The sequence below is a fragment of the Frankia sp. Mgl5 genome (assembly GCF_023242985.1).
Lineage (GTDB): Bacteria > Actinomycetota > Actinomycetes > Frankiales > Frankiaceae > Parafrankia > Parafrankia soli.
In genome coordinates, this window is record NZ_JALKFY010000835.1 from 1 (window position 1) to 21,312 (window position 21,312).

The following is a 21,312-nucleotide window of genomic DNA, read 5'->3' on the forward strand; positions in this document are numbered from 1 at the left end:
AGCACGCTGCGGGCGTACACCGTCCACCGCTGGCCCGCGTTCGGATTCACCCCCGTCAGCCGGTATATCGCCCGCTCGACAGGAAGGTGCTTCTCGCTGGTGTACACCCGGAACATGTAGTCGCCGAACGGCCGATACGTCGTGGCGAGGGCGCCGACCAGCAGCAGCGCCACCAGTATTCCGGCCACCGTCATGGACACTAGAAGCGCTCCGGGAACAGCAGGGCCGCGACCATGAGAACTCCCAGGACGATCGCCAGCACCAAACCGGCGACGTTCTCCGCGGTCACAGCCGCTCAACCCCCCGCAGAACAAGCGCCAACAGCGCGAAACAGGCGACTGTCAGCGCGACGTACACGACGTCGAGCACGGTTCCTCCTCAGAGCATCGACGGCCCCGCCGTCCCTCCTGCCACTGGCGTCCAGAACTCGTGGCGCGGGGCGAGCGACGTCAGTAAAGCGTGACCAATGGCCAGATTGACGATCTCTCACAGGTTTCTAACGGCGACGCGGCGCTTTCTAACAGGACAGTAACGGCGATCATGAGAAACGCCGGGCGGGGCCGCGCCGGAGCCTTTCGCCGACCCCCGCGCCGGCCGCACCATGGGTGGGTGCCACGAGGAACCCTGCGGATCTACCTGGGCGCCGCGCCGGGCGTCGGCAAGACCTATGCCGCGCTCGACGAGGCCCACCGCCGCTCCGAACGGGGCACCGACGTCGTCATCGGCTTCGTCGAGACGCACGGCCGCCCGCGCACGGCCGCGATGCTCCACGACCTGGAGATCGTCCCCCGCCGGACGCTGACCTACCGGGGCGGTTCGTTCACCGAGATGGATCTCGACGCCGTCCTCGCCCGACACCCCAAGGTCGCCTTCGTCGACGAGCTGGCACACACCAACGTCCCGGGCAGCCGCCATGCCAAGCGGTGGCACGACGTCCAGGAGCTGCTCGCGGCCGGCATCGACGTCATCTCCACCGTCAACGTCCAGCACCTGGAGTCGCTCAACGACGTCGTCGGGACCATCACCGGCGTCCCGCAGCGCGAGACCGTGCCCGACGACGTCGTCCGCCGCGCCGACCAGGTCGAGCTCGTCGACATGGCCCCGGAGGCGCTGCGCCGCCGGATGGCGCACGGCAACGTCTACGGGCCCGAGAAGGTGGACGCGGCGCTGGCCAACTACTTCCGCGTCGGCAACCTCACCGCGCTGCGCGAGCTCGCCCTGCTCTGGCTGGCCGGCAAGGTCGACGACCAGCTCGACCGCTACCGCGCCGACCACGGCATCGGCGGGACGTGGGAGACCCGCGAGCGCGTCGTGGTCGCCCTCACCGGCGGCCCGGAGGGCGACACGCTGATCCGCCGGGCCTGCCGGATCGCCGCCCGGGGCAAGGGCGCCGACCTGCTCGCGGTGCACGTCGCCCGCTCCGACGGCCTCACCGGCGCCGACCCGTCCGCGCTGGCCCGCCAGCGGGCGCTGGTGGAGAGCCTCGGCGGCAGCTACCACCAGGTGATCGGCGACGACGTCCCCACCGCGCTGCTCGAGTTCGCCCGGGCCGAGAACGCCACCCAACTGGTGCTCGGCGCCAGCCGCCGCGGCCGCCTCGCCCGCATCCTCAGCCCGGGTATCGGCGCGACCACGACGACCAGGTCCGGCTCCATCGACGTCCACATGGTCACCCACCCCGAGGCGTGGGGGCACCGGCCGGCCCCGGCGGGCGGTGCGGACGCGGCGGCGCACCGGCCCGCCCGGCCTGGCTGGCCCGGCTGGCGGCTCCCCCGCGGTCGGACGGCCCTGGAACCCCGCCGGCGGATCATCGCCGCGGGGCTCACACTGGCGCTCGTCCCGGCGCTCACCGCCGGGCTCGCCGCGAGCCGCGGCACGTTCAACCTGACCACGGAGATGCTCGCCTACCTGCTGATCGTGGTCACGGTGGCGCTGGTCGGCGGGTTCGGGCCCGCGCTGCTCTGCGCCGTCGCGAGCTCGCTGCTGCTCAACTACTACTTCACCGCGCCGGTGACCGAATGGACCATCGCCGACGGCGACAACGTGCTGGCGCTGCTCGGGTTCGTGCTCGTCGCCAGCCTGGTCAGCCGGGTGGTGTCCACCTCCGCCCGCCGCTACGAGCAGGCCGTGCGCGCCTCCGCCGAGGCCGCGACCCTCTCCGTGCTGGCCGGCAGTGTCCTGCGCGGCGAGGACGCGCTGCCCGCCCTGCTCGCCCGGGCCCGGGAGACGTTCGGGATGACCTCGGTGACGTTGTTCGAGCGCACCGACGACGACCAGGTCGGCGTGGAATGGAGCCCGGTCGCGACCATCGCCGGCACGGGTCCCGACAGCGCGAGCGGCGCCGGGCCGGGGGCCTCCCAGGCGGGCGACGGCGACGGCAGTGAGATCGTCGACATACCGGTACGCGACGACCTGCGGCTGGTGCTGACCGGGCGGTCGCTGCCCGCCGCCGACCGGCGGATCCTCACCGCCTTCGCCGCCCAGGCCGCCGTCGCCCTCGACCAGCACCGGCTGCGCGAGGCGGCGGCCGAGGCCGCGCCGATCGCGGCGGCGGACAAGGTCCGCACCGCGCTGCTCACCGCCGTCAGCCACGACCTGCGGACCCCGCTGGCCGCGGCGAAGGCCGCGGTCAGCTGCCTGCGCGGGTACGACATCACCCTCACCGACGACGAGGAGGCCGAGCTGCTCGCCACCGCCGACGAGTCCCTCGACAAGCTGACCCGCCTGGTCGAGAACCTGCTCGACATGTCCCGCCTGCAGGCCGGTGCCCTGAGCGTCTTCCCCCGCGCCGTCGGACTCGACGACATCGTCCCCCCGGCGCTCGACGAGATCGGCCCGGCCGCGAACCGGATCGGCGTGCGGGTGCCCGACGACCTGCCGGACGTCCGGGCCGACCCGGTGCTGCTCGAGCGGGTCATCGTCAACCTCGTCACCAACGCGCTGCGGTACGCCCCCGCCGACACCCCGCCGGTGATCACCGCCAGCGCGCTCGGGGACCGCGTCGAGCTGCGCGTCGTCGACAGCGGGCCCGGCATCCCGGTGCGCCAGCGCGACAACGTCTTCCAGCCGTTCCAGCGCCTCGGCGACCGGGACAACACCACCGGGGTCGGCCTCGGCCTCGCGCTCTCCCGCGGCCTGGCCGAGGCCATGGGCGGCGCCCTCACCCCCGACGAGACACCCGGCGGCGGGCTCACCATGGTGCTGTCGCTGCCGGCCGCACCCAACCCGACCGCCGTGACCAACCCGATCACCGCACCGCTGGACGTCCCCGCCGGCCCGGCCGCGGACGACCGGGCCGGGTAAGGCGGGCACGCCGCCGTCTCAGCGGGATCCGCTGTGGATCAGGCGGGCCGTCTCACGGGCGATCTTCTGGAGCGACTCCTCGGGCAGCGAGCCGTCCAGCCTGGGCCTGGCCGGGAGCGGCGGGCGCAGCACGCCGTGCAGCACCGCCGCGATGATCGCGCCGATGACCGGGGCCACGATGAACAGCCAGAGCTGGCCCAGTGCCCAGCCGCCGACCAGCACCGCCGGCCCGATGCTGCGCGCGGGGTTGATCGACGCGCCGTCGACCGGGATCGCGATCAGGTTGCCGATCGCCAGGGCGAAGCCGATGGCGGGACCGGCGGCCCCGAGCGGAGCCCACAGGTCGCTGGCCACCAGCACGGCGAGGACCAGCAGCGCGGTGAGGAGCACCTCGAGCACGAACGCGCCCGACCAGCCGTACCCGCCCGTGGAGTGGATCCCGAAACCGTTCGCCCCCAGCCCCTCGGCGGCCGGCGAATATCCACCGATGCCGGAATCCGCGACGAGCCACACCGTCGCCGCCGCCAGAATGCCCCCGGCGCACTGCGCGACGACATAGCCGAGCGCGGATCGCGGATCTATCCGGCGCGCCACCAGCAACCCGACGGTCACCGCCGGATTCACATGGCAGCCGGAGATCGGCCCGGTCGTGTAGACGAGCACCAGCAGAGCCAGCCCGAACGCCAGCGAGACGCCGAGTACCCCGGCATCATTTCCGCCCATTACGGCGGTTCCCAGGCCGACCAGAATCAGCGCGAAGGTGCCAAGCCCTTCGGCTACGTAACGTCTCATCGTCCTTCCCCGTCCGATCCGATACTTCGTCCGACGGGGCGCCCCATGCGGTCGTGACCGGCACAGGGCCATCCGAATCCTTCGTTCCCATCTTCCGTCCGCCCGTCTTCCGTCCTCCCGGACGGAAATTGCGGGTCCTCCTGGTTCTTTTCGGCCGATTCCGCGATACACCGACGGAATCCTGACCGGCCGCCAGGGGAATTTCGGGTGGCCGTCGAAAGAACTTTTCCGGCAGCCGTCCGAGGTGTGCGGAGCGGGCTGCACGGGAACTGCAAGAGCGTGTCCCAGCTGACGACACGGCCGAACGCGGTGCGCCGCTCACTGCCCGATCTGCTGCGCTGGCTCGACGAGCTGCGCCGGCGCGGCCAGGTCCACCGCGACGACCGGCAGCGGTGCTGGCACGTTCTCGGCCATCCCGAGGCGGGCGCCGTCCTCGCGGACCACCACTCGTTCGCCTCGGACCTGCGCGGCCTGCTGCCGCGGCAGGAGGACGTGGAGCTGTTCCAGCGAGGCAACTTCGTCCGGCTCGACCCGCCCGAGCATCACCGGCTGCGCGGCCTGGCCAGCCGGGCGTTCACCCCGAGAACGGTCGCCGGGCTGGCCCCGCGCATCGCCGAGGTGACCACCGAGCTGCTCGACGCGACCGGCGGGCGGACCCGCCTCGAACTGATCGACGATCTCGCCTACCCGCTGCCGGTCATCGTGATCGCCGAACTGCTCGGCCTCCCCGCCGCCGACCGCCCGATGTTCCGGCGCTGGGCCGACGCCCTGTTCGACCGGGAGGTCGCGGACCCGGACCAGCCGCTGACCGAGCTCGCCGCGGCGAACACCCGAGCCGCCGTGCCCGTGCTGCGCGAGATGAACGCCTACCTGCTGGACCGTATCCGGGCCTGCCGCGCCCGCCCGGGCGACGATCTCACCGGCCGCCTGGTCCAGGTCGAGGTCGACGGCCAGCGACTGGCCGACGAGGAGATCGTCGGTTTCGTGGGCCTGCTGCTGCTGGCCGGGCACATCACGACCACGGCGACCCTCGGCAACGCCGTCCTGGCCCTGGACGAGCATCCCGGCGCGGCGGCCGAGCTGCGTGCCGAGCCGGAGCTGCTGCCGGCGACGATCGAGGAGGTCCTGCGGCTGCGGACCCCGTTCCCGCGGCTGGTGCGGCGAGCCGTCGCCGACACCCGGGTGGGTGATGAGGTCATCCCGGCCGGCGCGGTGGTGACGGTCTGGCTCACGGCGGCGAACCGCGACGAGCGGGTCTTCGCCGAGCCGGACCGGTTCGACCCGCGCCGCGCGCCGAATCCGCACATCGCCTTCGGGCAGGGCATCCACTTCTGTCTCGGCGCCCCGCTGGCCAGACTGGAGGCGAGGACGGCGCTGGGCATCCTGCTCGACCGGTACCCCGACATCGCGGTCGCCGCCGACGTCCCCGTCGAGCACCGCGACCCGTGGGCGATGGTCAGCGTCAACAGCCTGCCCCTGGACGTCCGCCCCCGCTGATCGCGGGCCGCCGCGGCGCTCTCCTCGGCACCGGTTCCCCGAGCCCCGAACCACTCTGTTCGGCGGCCCCCGCCGGCCTTTCCGCTCCCCTGAAATCGACCGCGCCGAGGATCGTGGTGCCCACCGCCTGCCGACGGTCGTCGACGCCCGCCGGCTCATCGTCATGGCGGCCGGCCGGGCGCGTGCCATCGACAGTCACAGCGAGCTTCTGAACACCTACCCGGTGTACCGGAAACTCGCCACAACCCAGCTCCGCGTTCCTCTCGGCACCGACTCGCCCCAGGTGACCGCCCGATCCGGCATTCCGCCGGACCTGCGACTTCAGCGCTGGTCTGAGCCTTCCACGGATACACACCTTGCCGCCGCCGACCGGCGTGTGTTAGACATCTGCCCAAGACGTTTGAGCGACTGCCAAATACGCCGTGTGCCGTCCGTTACCACACTTTGGAAGGGACGCAGGTTGACCGACTGGACGACGACCGACTTCTTCAATGACGAGTCACTCGCAGAGGACCCGTACCCCTATTTCGACGAGCTGCGCTCGGTGTGCCCGGTGCTGCCTTTACCGCATCTCGGAGTGGTGGCGGTCACCGGTTACGACGAGGCGCACGAAGTTTACCGCGACGTCGAAACGTTCTCGTCGTGCAACTCGGTCGTGGGCCCGTTCGCGACATTCCCGGTCCCGTTGGAGGGCGACGAGGTCGGGGCCATCATCGACCGCCACCGCGACCAGCTGCCGATGAACGAGCACATGGTCACGATGGACCCCCCCATGCACACCCGCGAGCGGGCACTGGTCATGCGCATGCTCACCCCGAAACGTCTCCAGGAGAACGAGGCGTTCATCTGGCGTCTGGCCGACCAGCAGCTCGACGAGTTCATCGCGGACGGCCGGTGCGAGTTCATCCGGGCGTACGCACAGCCCTTCTCCATGCTGGCGGTGGCCGACGTCCTGGGCGTTCCGGAGTCCGACCACCAGCGGTTCCGCGAGGGATTCGGGCTGACCGTCAGCCCCGGCCAGATCGGCGCCGGCGAACAGACCGACGGCGAGCTGAACGCGCTCGGCTGGCTCGACGCCTGGTTCGCCCGCTACATCGAGAGCAGGCGGCACGAGCCGCGCAACGACGTGCTGACCCAGATGGCGGCGGCGACCTACCCGGACGGGACGACGCCCGAGGTGATCTCCGTGGTGCGGGCGGCCACCTTCCTGTTCGCCGCCGGGCAGGAGACGACGGCGCGCCTGCTCGGCGCCGCGCTGAAGTTCATCGCGGAGAACCCCGGCCTCCAGGAGGAGATCCGGGAGCATCGCGAGCGCATCCCGGACCTCATCGAGGAGACGCTGCGGGTCGAGAGCCCGGTGAAGGCCGACTTCCGCCTGGCCAGGCGGACGACGACCATCGGTGACGTCGAGGTGCCGGCGGGCACCCCGGTCATGCTCCTCAACGGCGCGGCCAATCGGGACCCGCGCCAGTTCGAATGCCCGGCGGAGTTCCGCATCTCCCGCCGCAACGTCCGCCAGCACATCGCCTTCGGACGCGGAATCCACTCCTGCCCCGGCGGCCCCCTCGCCCGCGTCGAGGGTCGCATCAGCCTGGAGCGGATCCTTGACCGGACCAGGGACATCCGGATCTCCGAGAAGCACCACGGCCCGCCGGACGCCCGCCGCTTCGACTACGAACCGACCTGGATCCTGCGCGGCCTGACCAACCTGCACCTGGAGTTCACACCCGTCGAGTCGGCCCGATGACCCGCGTCGCCGTCGTCACCGGCGGGGCGTCCGGTATCGGTCTCGGTGTGGCCCGACTGTTCCTCGCCGACGGCCACCGCGTCGCCGTCCTGGACCGCGACGGCCGGGCGGCCCGGGCGGCGGCCACCGAGCTCGCCGCCATCGGAAAAGTGTTGGCCGTCGAGGCCGACGTCGCCGACCGCGAATCCGTCGATGCCGCCTTCGAGCAGGTCCGCGCCCAGCTCGGACCCGTGGAGATCCTGGTCACGAGCGCCGGCATCGAGTCCTTCAATCCGTTACTCAGCATCACCGCGGACATCTGGAACCGCATCATCGCCGTCAATCTCACCGGGACGTTCAGCTGCGTGCAGGCCGCCGTACCCGACATGATCGCCGCGGGCTGGGGCCGTATCATCACGATCTCCTCGTCGAGCGCCCAGTCCGGCGCGCCGAACCTGGCGCACTACACCGCGTCCAAGGGTGGCGTCATCGCGCTCACGAAATCCCTGGCTGTCGAGCTCGCCGGCCACGGCATCACCGCCAACACCATCCCGCCGACCCTCGTCGACACTCCGATGGCCCGGCAGGGGGAAGCCAACGGCGACATCCCCGGCATCGGCATGGTCGCGACCATGGTGCCGCTCGGCCGTGCCGGCACTCCCCAGGACATCGCGGCGGCCTGTTCGTTCCTGTGCTCCGAGGGGGCCGGCTACATCACCGGTCAGGTCATCGGCGTGAATGGTGGAATGTATATTTGATCTAAAATACCGGCAGGCCGGGTTCGCAACCAGCGGCCCCGGGTGGGATATGACAGGGAGATGGTCAGCCAACGCCAAGCTGGTTCGGCCGCGTCGAGCACCCGCGACCAGCTGCTCGACGCGGCGGAGCAACTGATGCTGGAGGAGGGCTACGCCGCGGTCACCTCACGTCGCGTCGGCGCCCGGGCCGGGCTCACCCCCCAGCTGGTGCACTATTACTTCCGCACAATGGACGATCTTTTTCTGGAGATCTTCCACCGCCGCGCGGACGTCGGCCTGGAGCTCTTCCGAGCGGCGCTCCAGAGCCGGCCCACACTGCGGCAGCTGTGGGACCTACGCGACACGGGAATGACGACGCCCAGGTTCAATCTCGAGTTCATGGCGCTGGCCAACCACCGCAAGGCGATCCGGGCAGTCCTCACCGAGTACTACCGGAGCTACCGCGAGGTGCAGCTCGCGGCATTCACGGCCGCTCTGGCGGACCTCGGTGTCCCGCCGGAACGTTGCCCACCGCTGGTGGCCCGACTGGTCATGATCGGCATAACCCAGATCATGGCGATCGACGCGGAGCTGGGCGTCGAGTCTGACAGCGAAGTTGTCGACGATTTCATCAGACGACAGATCGAAGACCTGGTCGCGCAGGGGCCGGAGCGGACCGACAGCGACACATAGCTCGTCCGCCGCGGGGGCCAGATGCCGGGCCTGGTCTGAGTCAAGTCCGTTGATTCAGAAAGGAACCGGCCCTATGCGGTGTAGAACAATTTCGGGCACGACCGTTTTCGGTTGTGATCAGCGTCCCGCAGGTAATGATCAGCCTGGCGGTGGGCCTGGGTTCCAGGTCTCCAGGCGGCCGCGCTCGGTGCGGTCAGAGGGTTTAGGCACGTGAGCCGGCCGTCTGCCATCCGCCGACGGCACCGTCGCGCCGCCGCGGCGACAACGGCGGCGGTCCTGCTGCTGGCGGGCGCCGGATGCGACTCCGGTCGCGCCCCGAACGCCGCCTCCGCGCCCTGCGCGACGCCGGGAGTCACCGACAGTCAGGTGCGAATCGGTCTGATCTATCCCGACACCGGCCCGCTGAGCTCGGTGTTCATGGCCGCCCGCAGTGGATTCGAGGCTCGCGTCGCTCTGGCGAACGCTGCCGGCGGTGTGCACGGCCGCATGATCAAGGTCGTCTGGGCCGACGACGGAGGTAACCCTACGACGAACGAGGTCGTCGCGCGCAGGCTCGTGGAGCACGACGGGGTCTTCGCCGTCGCCGAGCTCACGACGGCCGCCTCGGGCTCGGCTCGCTACCTGGCGGGTGCGAATGTCCCGGTCGTCGGCCTCGCCGCCGAGGCGGTGTGGAACGACTTCGACAACATGTTCGCACCCGACTACCTCTTTTCCTCCGGCGGCTTCGTGACCCCCCTGGGCGAGTTCGCCCGAGCCCAGGGGGGAACCCGGGTGGCCGTGGTGGAACAGTCCCTGTCGGCGTCCTCGGAGGCGCTCAGCGACCAGGTGATCTCGAGCATGACCACTCGGGGCGTCACGCCGGTGGCGCGCCTCTCCTACACCGTGGGCCAGAGCTCCCCCGAGCAGGTGGTCGCCAGGATCGCGGAGAGCAAGGCCGACGTTCTCGTCGTCCAGACACCGATCGACGGCCTGCGCGAGATCCTGCGCACGTCCCGAGCGGCCCACGTCGCCTACAAGGTGGTTCTGTCCGCGGTTGCGTACGACAAGAGCCTTCTCGCCGACGCGGGAGTGGAACTGGCCGGCGCGACGGCGTTCTTCGACCACATATCCTGGGATTCGGACTCTCCCGACCTGGCGCGTTTCCGCGAGACGATGTTGCGATACGCATCGCAGACCTCGGATCCGGACCAGGTCACGGTCCTAAACTCCTACGTGGCGGCAGACATGCTGCTGCGCGGCCTGGCCGTCGCGGGCCCATGCCCGACCAGGGCTGGGTTCTACTCGAGGCTCCGGTCTGTCACAGATTACGATGCGGCCGGGCTCATGCCCGGTGGCCTCGACCTCAGCACCAACCGGGGAAGTCCGTCCACCTGCCTGACCTTCGCCGAGGTGAACGCGACGGGAACGGGCTACGAGGTCATTCCCGGTCCCGACGGCAGGCAGCAGTGGTGCGGCACCAGGCACAGGCTCTGACCGCCGGACACCCAGGGCGCGGCTACCTCTCGACAGCCAGCCGGATGACAGGTCCAGGTTCTCGCCGGTGAGCGTCTGTCCGGTCATCGCGGGCGCCGGCTTGCGCTCACCTGGTGGAGTGAGGTCCTGATCGTCGGCCGACCGCACCGCCCAGCGGCCCTCCACCGAGCCGTCCGCCGCGTCGGCACCGATCGAGCACCCGCTCGCTCCCAGGCCGACCACCAGCGCAACCGCCGGCGGCACCAGCCGCCATGCCCATCGACGCATCGTCAGTTCGTCCCCGAGGATGTGCGCCACGTCTCCGCCCCCGACCTCATCTACTACGAGCCGTAGAACTTCCACTTCGCACCCTAGACACCAGGGATGGACGCCGCGGTCGCCTCCCGGAATTCAGGCCATAGCACCTTGGATCGGGTACCTCGGCGAGAACCGAGGTCGGACAGGCACACCCCGACCGAGGGCGCACACCGATGAGTTCGCGCTGTCCGGACAGTCCTCGGAGATGAGACGCCGAGGGCAGCGGCACCGCAGGCGCAGGATTGGGGCGTGACCACCCATCCCGACCAGCCCGTAACTCCCCGGCCCGAGGCTTCCCCGCAGCCGCCGCACCCTCGGCTGCACCCACATCCCCGGGTCCGCAACGAGCGGGCCCTGGCCGCTCGGGCGCGGACGTCCCAGGACAGGGCCTCGGACACGATCACGGCATTCGCCGGGTCAATGCCCTTCGTCTACCTGCACGCCGCGTGGTTCACGATCTGGATCCTCCTGAACAAGGGGGCGTTCGGAGACGCGGCCGTCTTCGACCCCTACCCGTTCGGCCTGCTCACGATGATCGTCAGCCTCGAAGCGATCTTCCTGTCGACGTTCGTGATGATCAGCCAGAACCGGCAGGCCGCGCGGGAGGACATCCGGGCTGATCTCGACTTCGAGACCAACCTCCGCTCCGAGGTGTGGTCGGTGCACATCGGCAAGGCGCTCGGGCTGGACGCGGAGGCCATCGAGCGGCACGCCACGGAGGTCATCGCCGAAAGCAAGGCCATGATCAGCCGCGGGGAGACGTCCTCGCATCAGGTAACACCCCCGGCGCAGAGTCGGTAGGACCCCACCCACGCCATATCACCGCACGTAGGCCAACTTTGACGGGCGCACCCGCACCGGGCGGAGTGCGCAGTTGGCCGACCCGCCCGTCGGGCAGGAGTGTCCACCCCGGCCAGGGCGTCACGCACACCGCGAGTACGGCGGCACGGAGGTCGTGAATCGCTGGGCAATGCTGGCGCGGGCGTACATGCCGCGGTCCGGGTTCGGAAGGCAGATTCCGCCGCGTGGTCGATGCAGCTCTCGCTCTTACATGGCCGACCCGATGCGGGTCAGCTCACCGAAGGCCGTCCGGAAAAGATTCGCGAACGCCGAGGCGGCTTCGCGCCCGAAGAGGTGCCGGTGATACCCGAAAGTAACGTGGATGTTGTTACCGTAACCGGCCACGCAGATAAGCAGCCCCTGGGGCATGCCGACGGTAGCGGTGAAATAGACCGAGGATATCTTCGGCTCGTCGGAGGCCAGGCTGGAAAGCGAGCCGATGTTACTGACGGCGGCAGCGGGCGTGATGAGCGGGCGCGCCGCCCGCACCCCCCACCGCAGCAACGGGACTCGCCATGGGCCGGGAATCAACTCGGCCGCGGTCATACCGACCTTGCCCGCCACACCCGCGATGGGAGGGGCCGCCGCCGCCTGCTTCGCGTGTTCCGTCTGGTCCACGACGCGGGCGGCCAGCCTCGCCAGATCCGCCCGGTCCGTCGGTTCGGTGACCACCAACGCCTGACCGGTGTTGTTGCCACCCACCTCGGCCGCGTTTCCCAGACTGATCGGCATCCTGATGCGCAGCGTTCCAGATTCCCCGCCGCGTTGACGATTCCACCGGTCGATGGTGAGGTGGGTCGCGGCCATCAGAAGATCATTCACGGTGATTCGCCGCCCGGAGCCGAGCAGCACCCGGCCGGGCACCGGCAGGGTCAACGGCTGATAGCCGTAACCGGTGTCCCGCCCGGTCCCCATGGGCGTGATGTGTCGGCCGGAGCGTCGGGCGAAGGCGGTCCAGCCGGCCACAGCCGCCTTCGCGGCCGGTGGCACCCCGGCGGGCAGCCCGACATGGGTCTCGACAGGCCCGTCGGTGACCGTGGCCACTTCCGTCAGCCGGTACTCGGCGATGATATCGGACAAAATCGCGGTAAGACCCATGCCGTCGACCGCGAGGTGGTGCGCGACAAGGGAAAGCTGGTCGCCATCCGGTCCACGGACCAACGCGATCCGCAGCGGTGGATGGGCATGCAGGTCGAAGCGGCCCGACACCATCTTCTCGTGGACGTCCCAGCCGCTGCTTCCGTCTTCGACCAGCCCGACGGAGCCCGCCGGCGGTTCGGTGCCGAACCGCCACGCGTACTGGCGCGCGCCGTAGAGGGCCGCCCGCATCATGCGATGCCGACGGCTCACCTCACGCATGGCGTGCCGAAGCCGCGCCGCATCCAGCTTGCCTTCGAACTGCACGAGAAAACCGCAGGTCAGCGGCGCATCTGGCCGATCGGAGGCGGCCAGGATCTGTTCGCTCGACGTGAGGAACCGGTCGGGAACAGGCCCCAGCGAGCCGCCCTGACGCTCAACATCGACCTGCACCGACACCCGCCTTCTCGAAGTAGCCAGCACACGTTATATGCATGGGAGGTTCAGGTTCTCCGGCCTTCCGCCATTTGGCCTGTGACGTGGCTTTCCTCCCCGACGCCAACCAACGACCGATCATGGTCGGCGTTTCGTTCCTGTGACACTCATGATCGAGCGGCGGGAAAGGTTGGGCCATTTCACGACGGTTCCGTCTTTGATGATCAGCGATATTCCAAAGATGCGGATGAGGCCATGTCCACGGATGCGGTCGACGCGCCGTTGAGGCGATCGGACGCCAGGATGGACGCCGCAGCCACGGTAACGTCTGACGATTCGTCGGCGCCGGCCGCGATCAACGAGGTGCCGGTGCGATCGGGGATCGTCGGCGCGGGTGATGCGGACGAGGTGAGGGTCGAGGCCTGCGGCGGAACCGGGGTGGATGACCCGCTGCCGCCACTGCCTCCGGGGACGAGTTCGGGCATCGTCCAGGCACTGGGGTGGACGGGCGCGGGGCCAGCCGGGGCAAGCTGGTCCGTGGGGTCGCGGGGAACGGGCCGCGGTGCGGAACAGCAGGAGGCCTGTCGCCGGGAGCGCCGGCAGCATCGCCGCACGGACCAGACCCTTGCGGTGCCGGCGATGGGCGACCTGTCGACGCTCTCGACCGCCGGATCAACACCGAATAGCAGGTCAGCCGCTGCTTAGCGCACCAGCCATGCTATCCACCTGGCACTATTGATATTCTCCGCACCCGACCACTTCCTCTACGCAATGCTCTTGTGGTCGCGCGGAGGGATGCGCTCCCGAATTCGACTCCCCGCACGACAGGGCACTCGTTCGGTGCAGCCGGGGGAACAGAGTAGTTCTACTGTGGGCACAGTCATGACCAATGGCACCTGGACGCGCGTCAGCGTGGACGATCTGCCGGGCCTGACGTTCAGCCAGGAGAGTGACAGCAAGAGCGAGGTCCGCTGGGGCGAACCCCTCGACGGCGGCAGCAAGAGCGGCTATGACTTCGAGGGTTACACCACCGATGCGCTCCTCGACGGCACGGACTTCCTGCTGGGCAGGCTCACCCACCACAACCAGACAATCCAGCTACCGACCCGCTGGCAGTTCTGGGTTTACCTCACGGTCAACGTGTACTTCGAGGACGAGGAGATGGAGCACGACTTCACCCTGCGTTTCCGCCACGAGGAGACACCGAACCAGGGTGCGCACCCGAACGACGTGGTCCAACTCCCGAAGGTCCACGAGAACGACCTGGTGGCGGGACCGCAGCATCGCCAGAGAGATGATCAGTGCTCTCTGGTTCTCGCTCGTTGGCAGCACCCTCGCCGGTGTCGTCATGCTGCTGGTGGACGGCCGCGTCAACTGGTACTCCGTGAGCATGCCGGCCCTCACGATCCTCGGTACAGCCGTCCAGAGGACGTGGCGCAATCGTCGCGCACCGGTCGCGCCCACCATGGGCAGCCTGACGAAGCCCTGATTGCCTCGCTGGCAGAGGAGCGGATCCGGGCGGGCGCGGATGGCATGTTCTGAGCGGTATTCCGGTTCACGCGAGGGCGCGGAGCCAGTGTGGCTTCGGCGGGTGGAAGATAGGCTTTCATCGGTTGGGCTGATCATCAGCCTCGTGATACCTGATTGGCGGGATGTGGCGGTTTCGTGACAGTTCAACGGCGGGCAGGGGCGGCGCGGGAGCGAGTGCTGGCCGTTGCGTTGGAACTGTTCGCCCGGAACGGAGTCAGTGGTACGTCGATTCAGATGATCGCCGATGAGCTGGGTGTGACCAAGGCGGCCGTCTACTTCCAGTTCAACGCCAAGGAGGAGTTGCTCCGGGCGGTGGTCGCTCCGGCTCTCGAGGAGATGCGGAGGGTGACCGAGGAAGCTGAGGCCCGCCGCCGGCCGGCTGATCAGTTGTCCGCCGCGCTGACGGGCGTGGTGGATATGATCATCAATAACAGCCGGCTGAACGCGGTCGTGTGGGCTGATCCCGCCGTGAGCCGCCTGACCCGGGAGGACCCGATTCTGCGGGATCTCGTGGCCAGGCTGGACCGGATCCTGGCCGGCCCGGACCCGGATGTCGAGGCGCTCGTGACCACTGTGATGGTCAGCGGCGGTCTGATGGCCGCGACGACGGATCCGCGGCTGGCCGACCTCGACAAGGACGTCCTTCGGCGCCAGCTGTTGAACACGGCGCGCCGCATGCTGGGCCTACGCGCCATCCGCGACCAGGTCTGAGGGCACATCGGCGTCCGCGGTTCACCTGGCCGCGCCGAGCGACCCGGTGAACCACACCCCCGGAGATGAATCCCGGGCTTCTCATTCCGGGTGGACGCTCACCGGGATGCCGCAGTAGCGGACCATGCCGGTGACGATGTCGACCTGGCTCTTGTCGGTCAGCCGGTTGACGTTCGCCGACTGGTGGCCGTGGGGTATCGAGACCGCTCCACGACGGATGGTGCCGTCGACCTTCGCGATCCCGGTGATCTCGCCGCTGGTCGAGCGGACGGTCACCGGCTGGCTGTCGACCACGCCGGCCGCTGCCGCGTCGTCGGGATGCAGGATGATCTCGGGCTGTTCTCCGAGGTAGTCGAACTGGGAGTTCAGATGGCGCTTCTGGCGTCGTGGTGTGAGGACGAGCGGGGCGGGAGGCTGGAGCGCGGCCAGCTGGTCGACGAGCAGCCGGGGAGCGAGGCGCCAGCCGCCCATCCGCTCGACGTGCCCGTCCACCCACGGCGCGGGAATCTCGCGGGGTACCTCGACCCAGCCTTCGGAGACGACCTCACCGAACGGGCGCCGGGCGTGGGCGGTGATCTCGGCGAGCAGGGTGTCGTCGGTGACCTGCCCGGATCGGCTGTCGGCGAGCTGGTAACCGAGGCGCTGTCCGAGTTCCGCGAGCACCCACCACACGGAACGCCGGTCCCCGACCGGTTCGACGACGGCAGGGGTGTGCTGGACGGCGACGCGCTGTATCAGGAAGTCCCACAGGCTCACGTCGGCCCGCTCCAGCTGGTCCTTGGTCGGCAGGACGTGGGTGGACAGGGCCGTCGTCTCGTTGCCGATGATCTCGATGGTGGCGAACAGCTCCAGGTCCCGCAGCGCGGGAACCAGCGTCTCGGTGTCGGGGAAGGCCGCGACGAGATGGCCGCCGAGATTGAGGACCGCCCGGATGTTACCCGCGCGGATCTCGTCGGCCAGAACGGCACAGGGCCACTCGCCGAGAAAGGACTGTGTCTCCGGGCGGCTGCGCGGGCCCGGCCCGAACGAGCCTTCGGGCGGCGAGATCGGCAGCTTGAAGGCCTCCAGCTGGTTTTTGAAGCCGGGGTGGAACCATGCGCCGCCGGGCTGGTTCATCGACCCAGTGATGATCATTAGTGACCAGGCGAGCCACTGCGTGACGTTCGCGCTGGACGCCATGGTGACGCCGGTTCCGGTTTCGATCGCGACGCGCCCCGCTCGTCGCACGCCGGCGAGGAGCGCGGCCAGCTCGTCGGCGGAGACATCGGCGATTCGGGCGGCGTGCTCCAGAGTGAACGGCTCGACGGCGGCAGCCAGGATCTCGCCACCCTGGGTGTGACGGGAGAGCACCTCGCGGTCGGCGCCGTCGCGGAGGATCTCACGGACAAGGTAGGCGAGGACCGCGTAGTCGGTGCCGGGACGCGGCGCGAGATGGTGGCCGGCCAGGCGGGCGGTCTCGGTGTGACGGGGGTCGATGACCCACACCTCCGCCCGCTCCCGCAGCGCCCGTAAGGTGCCCGTGGGGTTCGGCATCGCGACGGTGTGCCCGTGGGACACCACCGGGTTGCTGCCGACGAAGAGGACGAACGAGGCGTTGTCGTAGTCGGGCCGGCCGCTGAGAGCCGGTGAACCGCCCACCAGATCCGCGGTCAGCACCTTGGCCGTTCCGTCGATGGTCATGGGACTGAACTTCGCCGGCGTGCCGATCGCGGCATGCAGGGCCTGCGCCATCCGGTAACCGGCGGCGTCCATGCCGATGCCGCTCCCGAAAAAGACACCGACCGACTCGGGCCCGTACCGCTCGATGATGTTTCGCAGCCGGGCGCCGAGATCGTCCAGGCACTCCTCCCACGTCGTCGGCCGCAGCTCCCCGTCGACCTTCATCAGCGGACGCTCGATGCGATCCGGATGATGGTGCATCCGCGGGAGTGACCGGCCCTTCGGACAGGTGTATCCCCGCGACAGTGGGTGGTCACGGTCGCCCCGGACCCGAACTACCTTGTCACCAGCCGTCTCGACGAGGATGCCGCACACGGACGTGCAGATCCGGCAGAAGCTGCGGACCGTCCTCGTGTCGGTAACCGAGATCTCAGTCATCGTCACCCTCCTGGTCCTGGCACCGGTTCACCAGCTCAGCCACCGATCGCCGACATCGGCCGGTCAGCGAGACACGCAGATCGGTCGAGATCCGCCCGAGCCGGTCGAGTAGACGTGCGCCTCCCAAGGCAGGCGTCACCGGAACCTCCGGAGGACGCTCCGGCCTTCAGACCTGGGAGGCATCCGGGTTCCCCCGGAGCGGGGCCGTCCGAACATCGATTGATCCTCGTGGGCCGGGCGGCTCACGGCCTGGCGCGGCCGTCACCACCAGGAAGAGCCGACAGTTTTGATCACCAGGTCGGCGCGCCGGGACCGGACGCCGACGTGACACTTCCAACCTGAGCGCGGCTTAGCCTAGACGTGCGTCAAGGCTTTGCATAGACGAACGTCAAGGCCCACGGTCTTCGATCAAGCAGTCGACGGGCCGGTGTTGACCTCCCGTGAGGGGTTGGCGCTCAGGGTGAGACGGCCATATCCCCTGGCGGCTTCGTCGCCGGTGGTGCGGTCACGCCCCCGTACGGCCGGCGCCCGTCACGATGCCCACGGAGGTCATGGTTCGACCACCACCCGCAGCGCTCCGGCCTTGCGGTCGGCGGCGACCCGGAACGCCTCGACAGCGTCCTCAAGCGGGAACCGATGGGTGATCAGCGCGCGGGCGATCTCGGGACTGTCGGCGAGCATGGCCGCCGCGTCCTCCATCTCGCGTCCGTTCGCGTGCCGGCAGTAGCTCATCGAGGGGATGAGCCGGGCCTCACGGTGGAACAGCGGGGACCAGTTGACTTCCACCGTGCCCATGTGGAAGCCGACGACGACCACCGTCCCGCCCGGCGCCACGAGGTCGACGGCACGGGCGAGGCTGGCCGACGTTCCCGCGGCCTCCACGACCACGTCGTACAGGCCCGTGGTCCCGATCTTGGCCCCGAGGCGCTCACCGGCTTCGACCTGGTGCGGATGGCGTGCCTCGAGGTCCACCTCGGGAGCACCCTGGCGGCGCGCGCCGGCGGCGGCGAGCAGGCCGAGTGCCCCGGCTCCCACGACAGCCAGCCGGGTGTCCGGACCGGTGCCGGCCAGCCGGAGGGCGTGCCAGGAGACCGACGCGGGCTCGACGAGCGAGGCGTCGCGGATGTCGAGACCGGGCGGCAGCGCGACGAGCCGCTGCGAGGGAACGCGGAACTGCTCGGCCATCCCGCCGTCCGCGCTGGAGCCCAGCGCCCGATGGATGTGGGTGGGGCACAGGTTGTACCGGCCGTCCAGACACAGGTCGCATTCCATGCACCCGTAGAGCGCCTCCACGACGGCGCCGGTTCCGTCCGCGCGGACGCCGGCCAGCTCATGTCCGATGACCCGTTCCAGCCCGAACCTCATGTACATCAGGTCCGAGCTGCAGATGCTCGCTGCCGCGATCCGGATGACCTCGTCCCCGACTCCCGGTGGCTCGTCGAGGTCGACAACGGTGATCTCTCCCGCTTTGGGGCGTGCGGCCTTCACGTGCGTCGGCGGGCGGCGGGCAGGAGGGCCGGGTGCTGGGTGAAGTGGTCGATCCCGGGCATGTCGGTGCCGGGGGGCACGATCTTGTCGATGGCGTCGAGCGCGCCGGTGTCGAGGTCGACGTCGGCGGCGTTCAGCGCGTCCTCAAGGTGCTTCATGGTGCGCGGCCCGATGATCGTCGAGGTGATGGCGGGATGGCTGGTGACGAACGCCATGGCCAGCTCGGTCAGGGTGATGCCCGCCTGGTCGGCGACGCCGCGCAGGGCGTCGACGGCGTCGAACCGGGCAGGTGAGCTGCGGTCTTCGGCCGAGCTGACCGTTCCCTGCATGAACGGGCTGGTCGGGTCGTAGCGTGAGCCGGCCGGCGGCTCCTGGCCGCGCTGGTACTTGCCGGTCAGCCAGCCGCCGGCGAGCGGGCTCCAGGGGATGACCGCCATCCGGTGCCGCCGGCACGCGGGCAGGACGTCCTGTTCGATCGACCGGGCGAAGATCGAGTACTGCGGCTGTTCGCAGACGAACCGTTCGCCGCCGCGGCGGGCCGCCGCCCACTGGGCCTCGACGATCCAGTCCGCCGGGAACGACGACGAGCCCAGGTAGAGGACCTTGCCCTGGCGGACGAGGTCGGTGAGGGCGCCGAGGGTCTCCTCCAGGTCGGTGTTCCAGTCGGGCTTGTGTATCTGGTACAGGTCGATGCGGTCGGTGCCGAGCCGTCGGAGGCTGCCCTCGACGGCCTGCGTGATCCATCGGCGTGAGGCGCCCCGCTGGAGGCGGTCGCCCATGGGGTAGTAGCACTTGGTCGCCAGCACCACGTCGTCCCGGCGGGATTTCACCGCCCGTCCGATGATCTCCTCGCTCTCGCCGTGCGAGTACACGTCGGCCGTGTCGATGAAGTTGATTCCGCCGTCCAGCGCGCGGTTGATGATCCGGACGTTGTCGTCGGGATCGGTGCTTCCCAGCCGGCCGAAGTTCATCGTGCCCAGGCACTGGGTGCTTACCTCGACACCGGTTGTTCCGAATCTGCGGTATCTCACAGGACTCCCTCAGCGAGCTGGCCACGTGCTGGCCGAGCCTTCATGGCATCGGATGATCGGTAGGTCGGATGATCGGTGGGGATGAATCTGTACGGGCCTATACGACGATCGGGAGCTTCTCGTAGCCGCGGACGGTGCTGGTGTGCAGCCGTGCCGCGTTGTCCCGGTCGACCTCCCAGGTCGGGAAGCGGCGCAGGGTCTCCTCCAGCGCGATCCGCCCCTCCATCCGGGCGAGCGCCGCACCCAGGCAGAAGTGCGCGCCGCGGCCGAACGCGACATGGCTGTCGACCCGCCGCCTGATGTCGTAGCGGTCGGGGTCGGCGTACCTGCGTTCGTCACGCCCGGCGGACGCGGTCAGCAGGATGATCTTCGACCGGGCCGGGATGGTGGTGCCGTGCAGTTCGACGTCCCGGGTGGTGACGCGGCCCTGGACGGGGGACGGCGACTCGTAGCGCAGCGTCTCCTCGACCGCGTTCCCCAGCAGCGACGGGTCGGCGGCCAGCTCCGCGCGCTGGTCGGGGTGCGTCTCGAGCACGTCGCACGCCCAGCCGAGCAGCCGGGCCACGGTCTCGGTACCGGCGGCCACGAGCAGCGCGGTGAAGTCGGCCGCCTCGGAGGTGGTGAGGCGACGGGTGCCCTCGTCGGTGGCGATCTCCGCCTGTACGAGCGCCGTCATCATGTCGTCCCTGGGCGCGGCCCGCCGCGACTCCAGCTGTTCGGACAGGTAGGCGTGGAACTTGGCGGAGGCCGCCATCGAGATGTCGTTGACCATCCCCTTCTCCGGATCGAGGTGGAAGGTCTGGTCGATCGTGTGGCGGATCTCCTCGCGGTCGGCCGGGTCCACTCCGATCAGCTGGGAGATCACCATCGACGGGACCAGCGCGGCGAAGTCCTGGATGTAGTCGAACCCGCCACCGCCGACCTGCCGGTCCAGCAGCTCCGCGCAGATCTCGCGGATGTGGCCTTCGAGCCCACCGACCCGACGCGGCGTGAACGCCCTGGAGACCAGCACCCGCATCGTCGTGTGGATCGGCGGGTCCATGAAGATTATCTGTCCGGTCTTCAGCGGCTCAGGCGCCATGAGTTCGAGAACCGTGCCGTACGCCGAGCTGTACGTGGCACTGTCCAGATGGGCCGCGTCGACGTCCGCGAACCGGGACAGGGCGTAGAAGTCCATTTTCTCGTTGTGGTACACGGGCGTCTCGTCCCGCATCCGGCGCCAGACCGGATGCGGGTCGACGTGGAACTCCCGGTCGAACGGGTCCCAGTACAGATCTTCTGGCACGGGTGACGGGCCTTTCTTCGCAGGACCCGGATTCGGCGGGAAGCACCGCTCGGGCGGGTGGCGCGGCTCCTCGTTGTCTCGCCGGCCGCGTGGAGGTGGATCAGGTGGTCTGTCGCTGCGCGTAGAGGCGGGCCCATTCCTTGCGGGAACGGATGCTGGTGTCGACGTCGGTCGCGATCGCGCGACGGGCACCGACGGTGGCCCGCTCCTTGGGGATCTCGGCGAACGGGTCCCAGTTGAAGAACCGGCAGGCGTTCTGCCAGGTGATCTTGTCGATCTCCTCGTCGGTCGCACCGGCGT

The 21,312-nt window shown here is 69.6% G+C and carries 18 protein-coding genes and 1 pseudogene; 9 read left to right on the top strand and 10 right to left on the bottom strand.

Annotation, left to right across the window (positions count from 1 at the left end; translation table 11 throughout):
* Together MXD62_RS35450 and MXD62_RS35455 are read right to left on the bottom strand one after the other, a co-directional pair.
* Positions 1-200 (bottom strand): potassium-transporting ATPase subunit KdpA (locus tag MXD62_RS35450; RefSeq protein ID WP_248833701.1); only part of this gene is annotated, 200 nt, incomplete at its 3' end.
* On the bottom strand, positions 200-289 hold the full coding sequence (locus tag MXD62_RS35455) for a K+-transporting ATPase (RefSeq protein ID WP_041253647.1): 90 nt from the start codon (positions 287-289) through the stop codon (positions 200-202). The genes MXD62_RS35450 and MXD62_RS35455, both read right to left, overlap by 1 nt.
* Before the next feature lie 320 nt (positions 290-609).
* Between MXD62_RS35455 and MXD62_RS35460 the strand changes: the two genes are divergently transcribed.
* Positions 610-3,303, top strand: coding sequence for a sensor histidine kinase KdpD (locus MXD62_RS35460; RefSeq protein ID WP_248833702.1), 2,694 nt, complete (start codon positions 610-612; stop codon positions 3,301-3,303).
* Positions 3,304-3,321: 18 nt separating this feature from the next.
* Here MXD62_RS35460 and MXD62_RS35465 read toward each other — a convergent pair whose 3' ends face one another.
* Positions 3,322-4,095: an aquaporin gene (locus MXD62_RS35465; RefSeq protein ID WP_248833703.1), complete on the bottom strand. Its 774-nt coding sequence runs from the start codon at positions 4,093-4,095 to the stop codon at positions 3,322-3,324.
* Between the two features lie 279 nt (positions 4,096-4,374).
* On the opposite strand from MXD62_RS35465, the gene MXD62_RS35470 reads away from it, so the two are divergent.
* The 6 genes from MXD62_RS35470 to MXD62_RS35495 all read left to right on the top strand — a co-directional run bounded on the left by MXD62_RS35470 (position 4,375) and on the right by MXD62_RS35495 (position 11,319).
* Positions 4,375-5,592 (top strand): cytochrome P450, encoded by a 1,218-nt coding sequence (locus MXD62_RS35470; protein WP_248833704.1) that lies wholly within the window; start codon positions 4,375-4,377, stop codon positions 5,590-5,592.
* 460 nt (positions 5,593-6,052) lie between these two features.
* Positions 6,053-7,339: a cytochrome P450 gene (locus tag MXD62_RS35475; RefSeq protein WP_248833705.1), complete on the top strand. Its 1,287-nt coding sequence runs from the start codon at positions 6,053-6,055 to the stop codon at positions 7,337-7,339.
* Positions 7,336-8,076: an SDR family NAD(P)-dependent oxidoreductase gene (locus MXD62_RS35480; RefSeq protein WP_248833706.1), complete on the top strand. Its 741-nt coding sequence runs from the start codon at positions 7,336-7,338 to the stop codon at positions 8,074-8,076. Before MXD62_RS35475 ends, MXD62_RS35480 begins: the two co-directional genes overlap by 4 nt.
* A 60-nt stretch (positions 8,077-8,136) precedes the next feature.
* Positions 8,137-8,748 carry a TetR/AcrR family transcriptional regulator gene (locus MXD62_RS35485; RefSeq protein WP_248833717.1) on the top strand — a complete coding sequence of 204 codons (612 nt, stop codon included), beginning with the start codon at positions 8,137-8,139 and terminating at the stop codon, positions 8,746-8,748.
* A 210-nt stretch (positions 8,749-8,958) separates the two neighbouring features.
* Positions 8,959-10,221 carry an ABC transporter substrate-binding protein gene (locus tag MXD62_RS35490; protein WP_248833707.1) on the top strand — a complete coding sequence of 421 codons (1,263 nt, stop codon included), beginning with the start codon at positions 8,959-8,961 and terminating at the stop codon, positions 10,219-10,221.
* A 615-nt stretch (positions 10,222-10,836) separates the two neighbouring features.
* On the top strand, positions 10,837-11,319 hold the full coding sequence (locus MXD62_RS35495; protein ID WP_251082845.1) for a DUF1003 domain-containing protein: 483 nt from the start codon (positions 10,837-10,839) through the stop codon (positions 11,317-11,319).
* Positions 11,320-11,565: 246 nt separating this feature from the next.
* On the opposite strand, the gene MXD62_RS35500 is transcribed toward MXD62_RS35495, so the two are convergent.
* Both MXD62_RS35500 and MXD62_RS35505 read right to left on the bottom strand, forming a co-directional pair.
* On the bottom strand, positions 11,566-12,888 hold the full coding sequence (locus MXD62_RS35500) for a condensation domain-containing protein (protein ID WP_248833709.1): 1,323 nt from the start codon (positions 12,886-12,888) through the stop codon (positions 11,566-11,568).
* Positions 12,889-13,094: 206 nt separating this feature from the next.
* Positions 13,095-13,355 carry a hypothetical protein gene (locus MXD62_RS35505; RefSeq protein ID WP_248833710.1) on the bottom strand — a complete coding sequence of 87 codons (261 nt, stop codon included), beginning with the start codon at positions 13,353-13,355 and terminating at the stop codon, positions 13,095-13,097.
* Positions 13,356-13,752: 397 nt separating this feature from the next.
* On the opposite strand from MXD62_RS35505, the gene MXD62_RS35510 reads away from it, so the two are divergent.
* Entirely contained in the window at positions 13,753-14,412 is a 660-nt protein-coding gene (locus tag MXD62_RS35510) for a choice-of-anchor K domain-containing protein (RefSeq protein WP_248833711.1), read from the top strand.
* Between the two features lie 162 nt (positions 14,413-14,574).
* On the top strand, positions 14,575-15,111 hold the full coding sequence (locus MXD62_RS35515; RefSeq protein WP_308301375.1) for a helix-turn-helix domain-containing protein: 537 nt from the start codon (positions 14,575-14,577) through the stop codon (positions 15,109-15,111).
* Between the two features lie 81 nt (positions 15,112-15,192).
* Here the strand turns inward: MXD62_RS35515 and MXD62_RS35520 are convergent, their stop codons facing one another.
* From MXD62_RS35520 to MXD62_RS35540, 5 genes and pseudogenes are all read right to left on the bottom strand, one after another.
* Positions 15,193-17,208: a molybdopterin-dependent oxidoreductase gene (locus MXD62_RS35520; RefSeq protein WP_248833713.1), complete on the bottom strand. Its 2,016-nt coding sequence runs from the start codon at positions 17,206-17,208 to the stop codon at positions 15,193-15,195.
* A gap of 549 nt (positions 17,209-17,757) precedes the next feature.
* Positions 17,758-18,696 (bottom strand): alcohol dehydrogenase catalytic domain-containing protein, encoded by a 939-nt coding sequence (locus tag MXD62_RS35525; protein WP_248833714.1) that lies wholly within the window; start codon positions 18,694-18,696, stop codon positions 17,758-17,760.
* Positions 18,693-19,727 carry an aldo/keto reductase gene (locus tag MXD62_RS35530; protein WP_248833715.1) on the bottom strand — a complete coding sequence of 345 codons (1,035 nt, stop codon included), beginning with the start codon at positions 19,725-19,727 and terminating at the stop codon, positions 18,693-18,695. Before MXD62_RS35530 ends, MXD62_RS35525 begins: the two co-directional genes overlap by 4 nt.
* Before the next feature lie 97 nt (positions 19,728-19,824).
* Positions 19,825-21,012: a cytochrome P450 gene (locus MXD62_RS35535; protein WP_248833716.1), complete on the bottom strand. Its 1,188-nt coding sequence runs from the start codon at positions 21,010-21,012 to the stop codon at positions 19,825-19,827.
* A gap of 100 nt (positions 21,013-21,112) precedes the next feature.
* Positions 21,113-21,312, bottom strand: a pseudogene (locus MXD62_RS35540) (amidohydrolase); the annotation flags it as partial.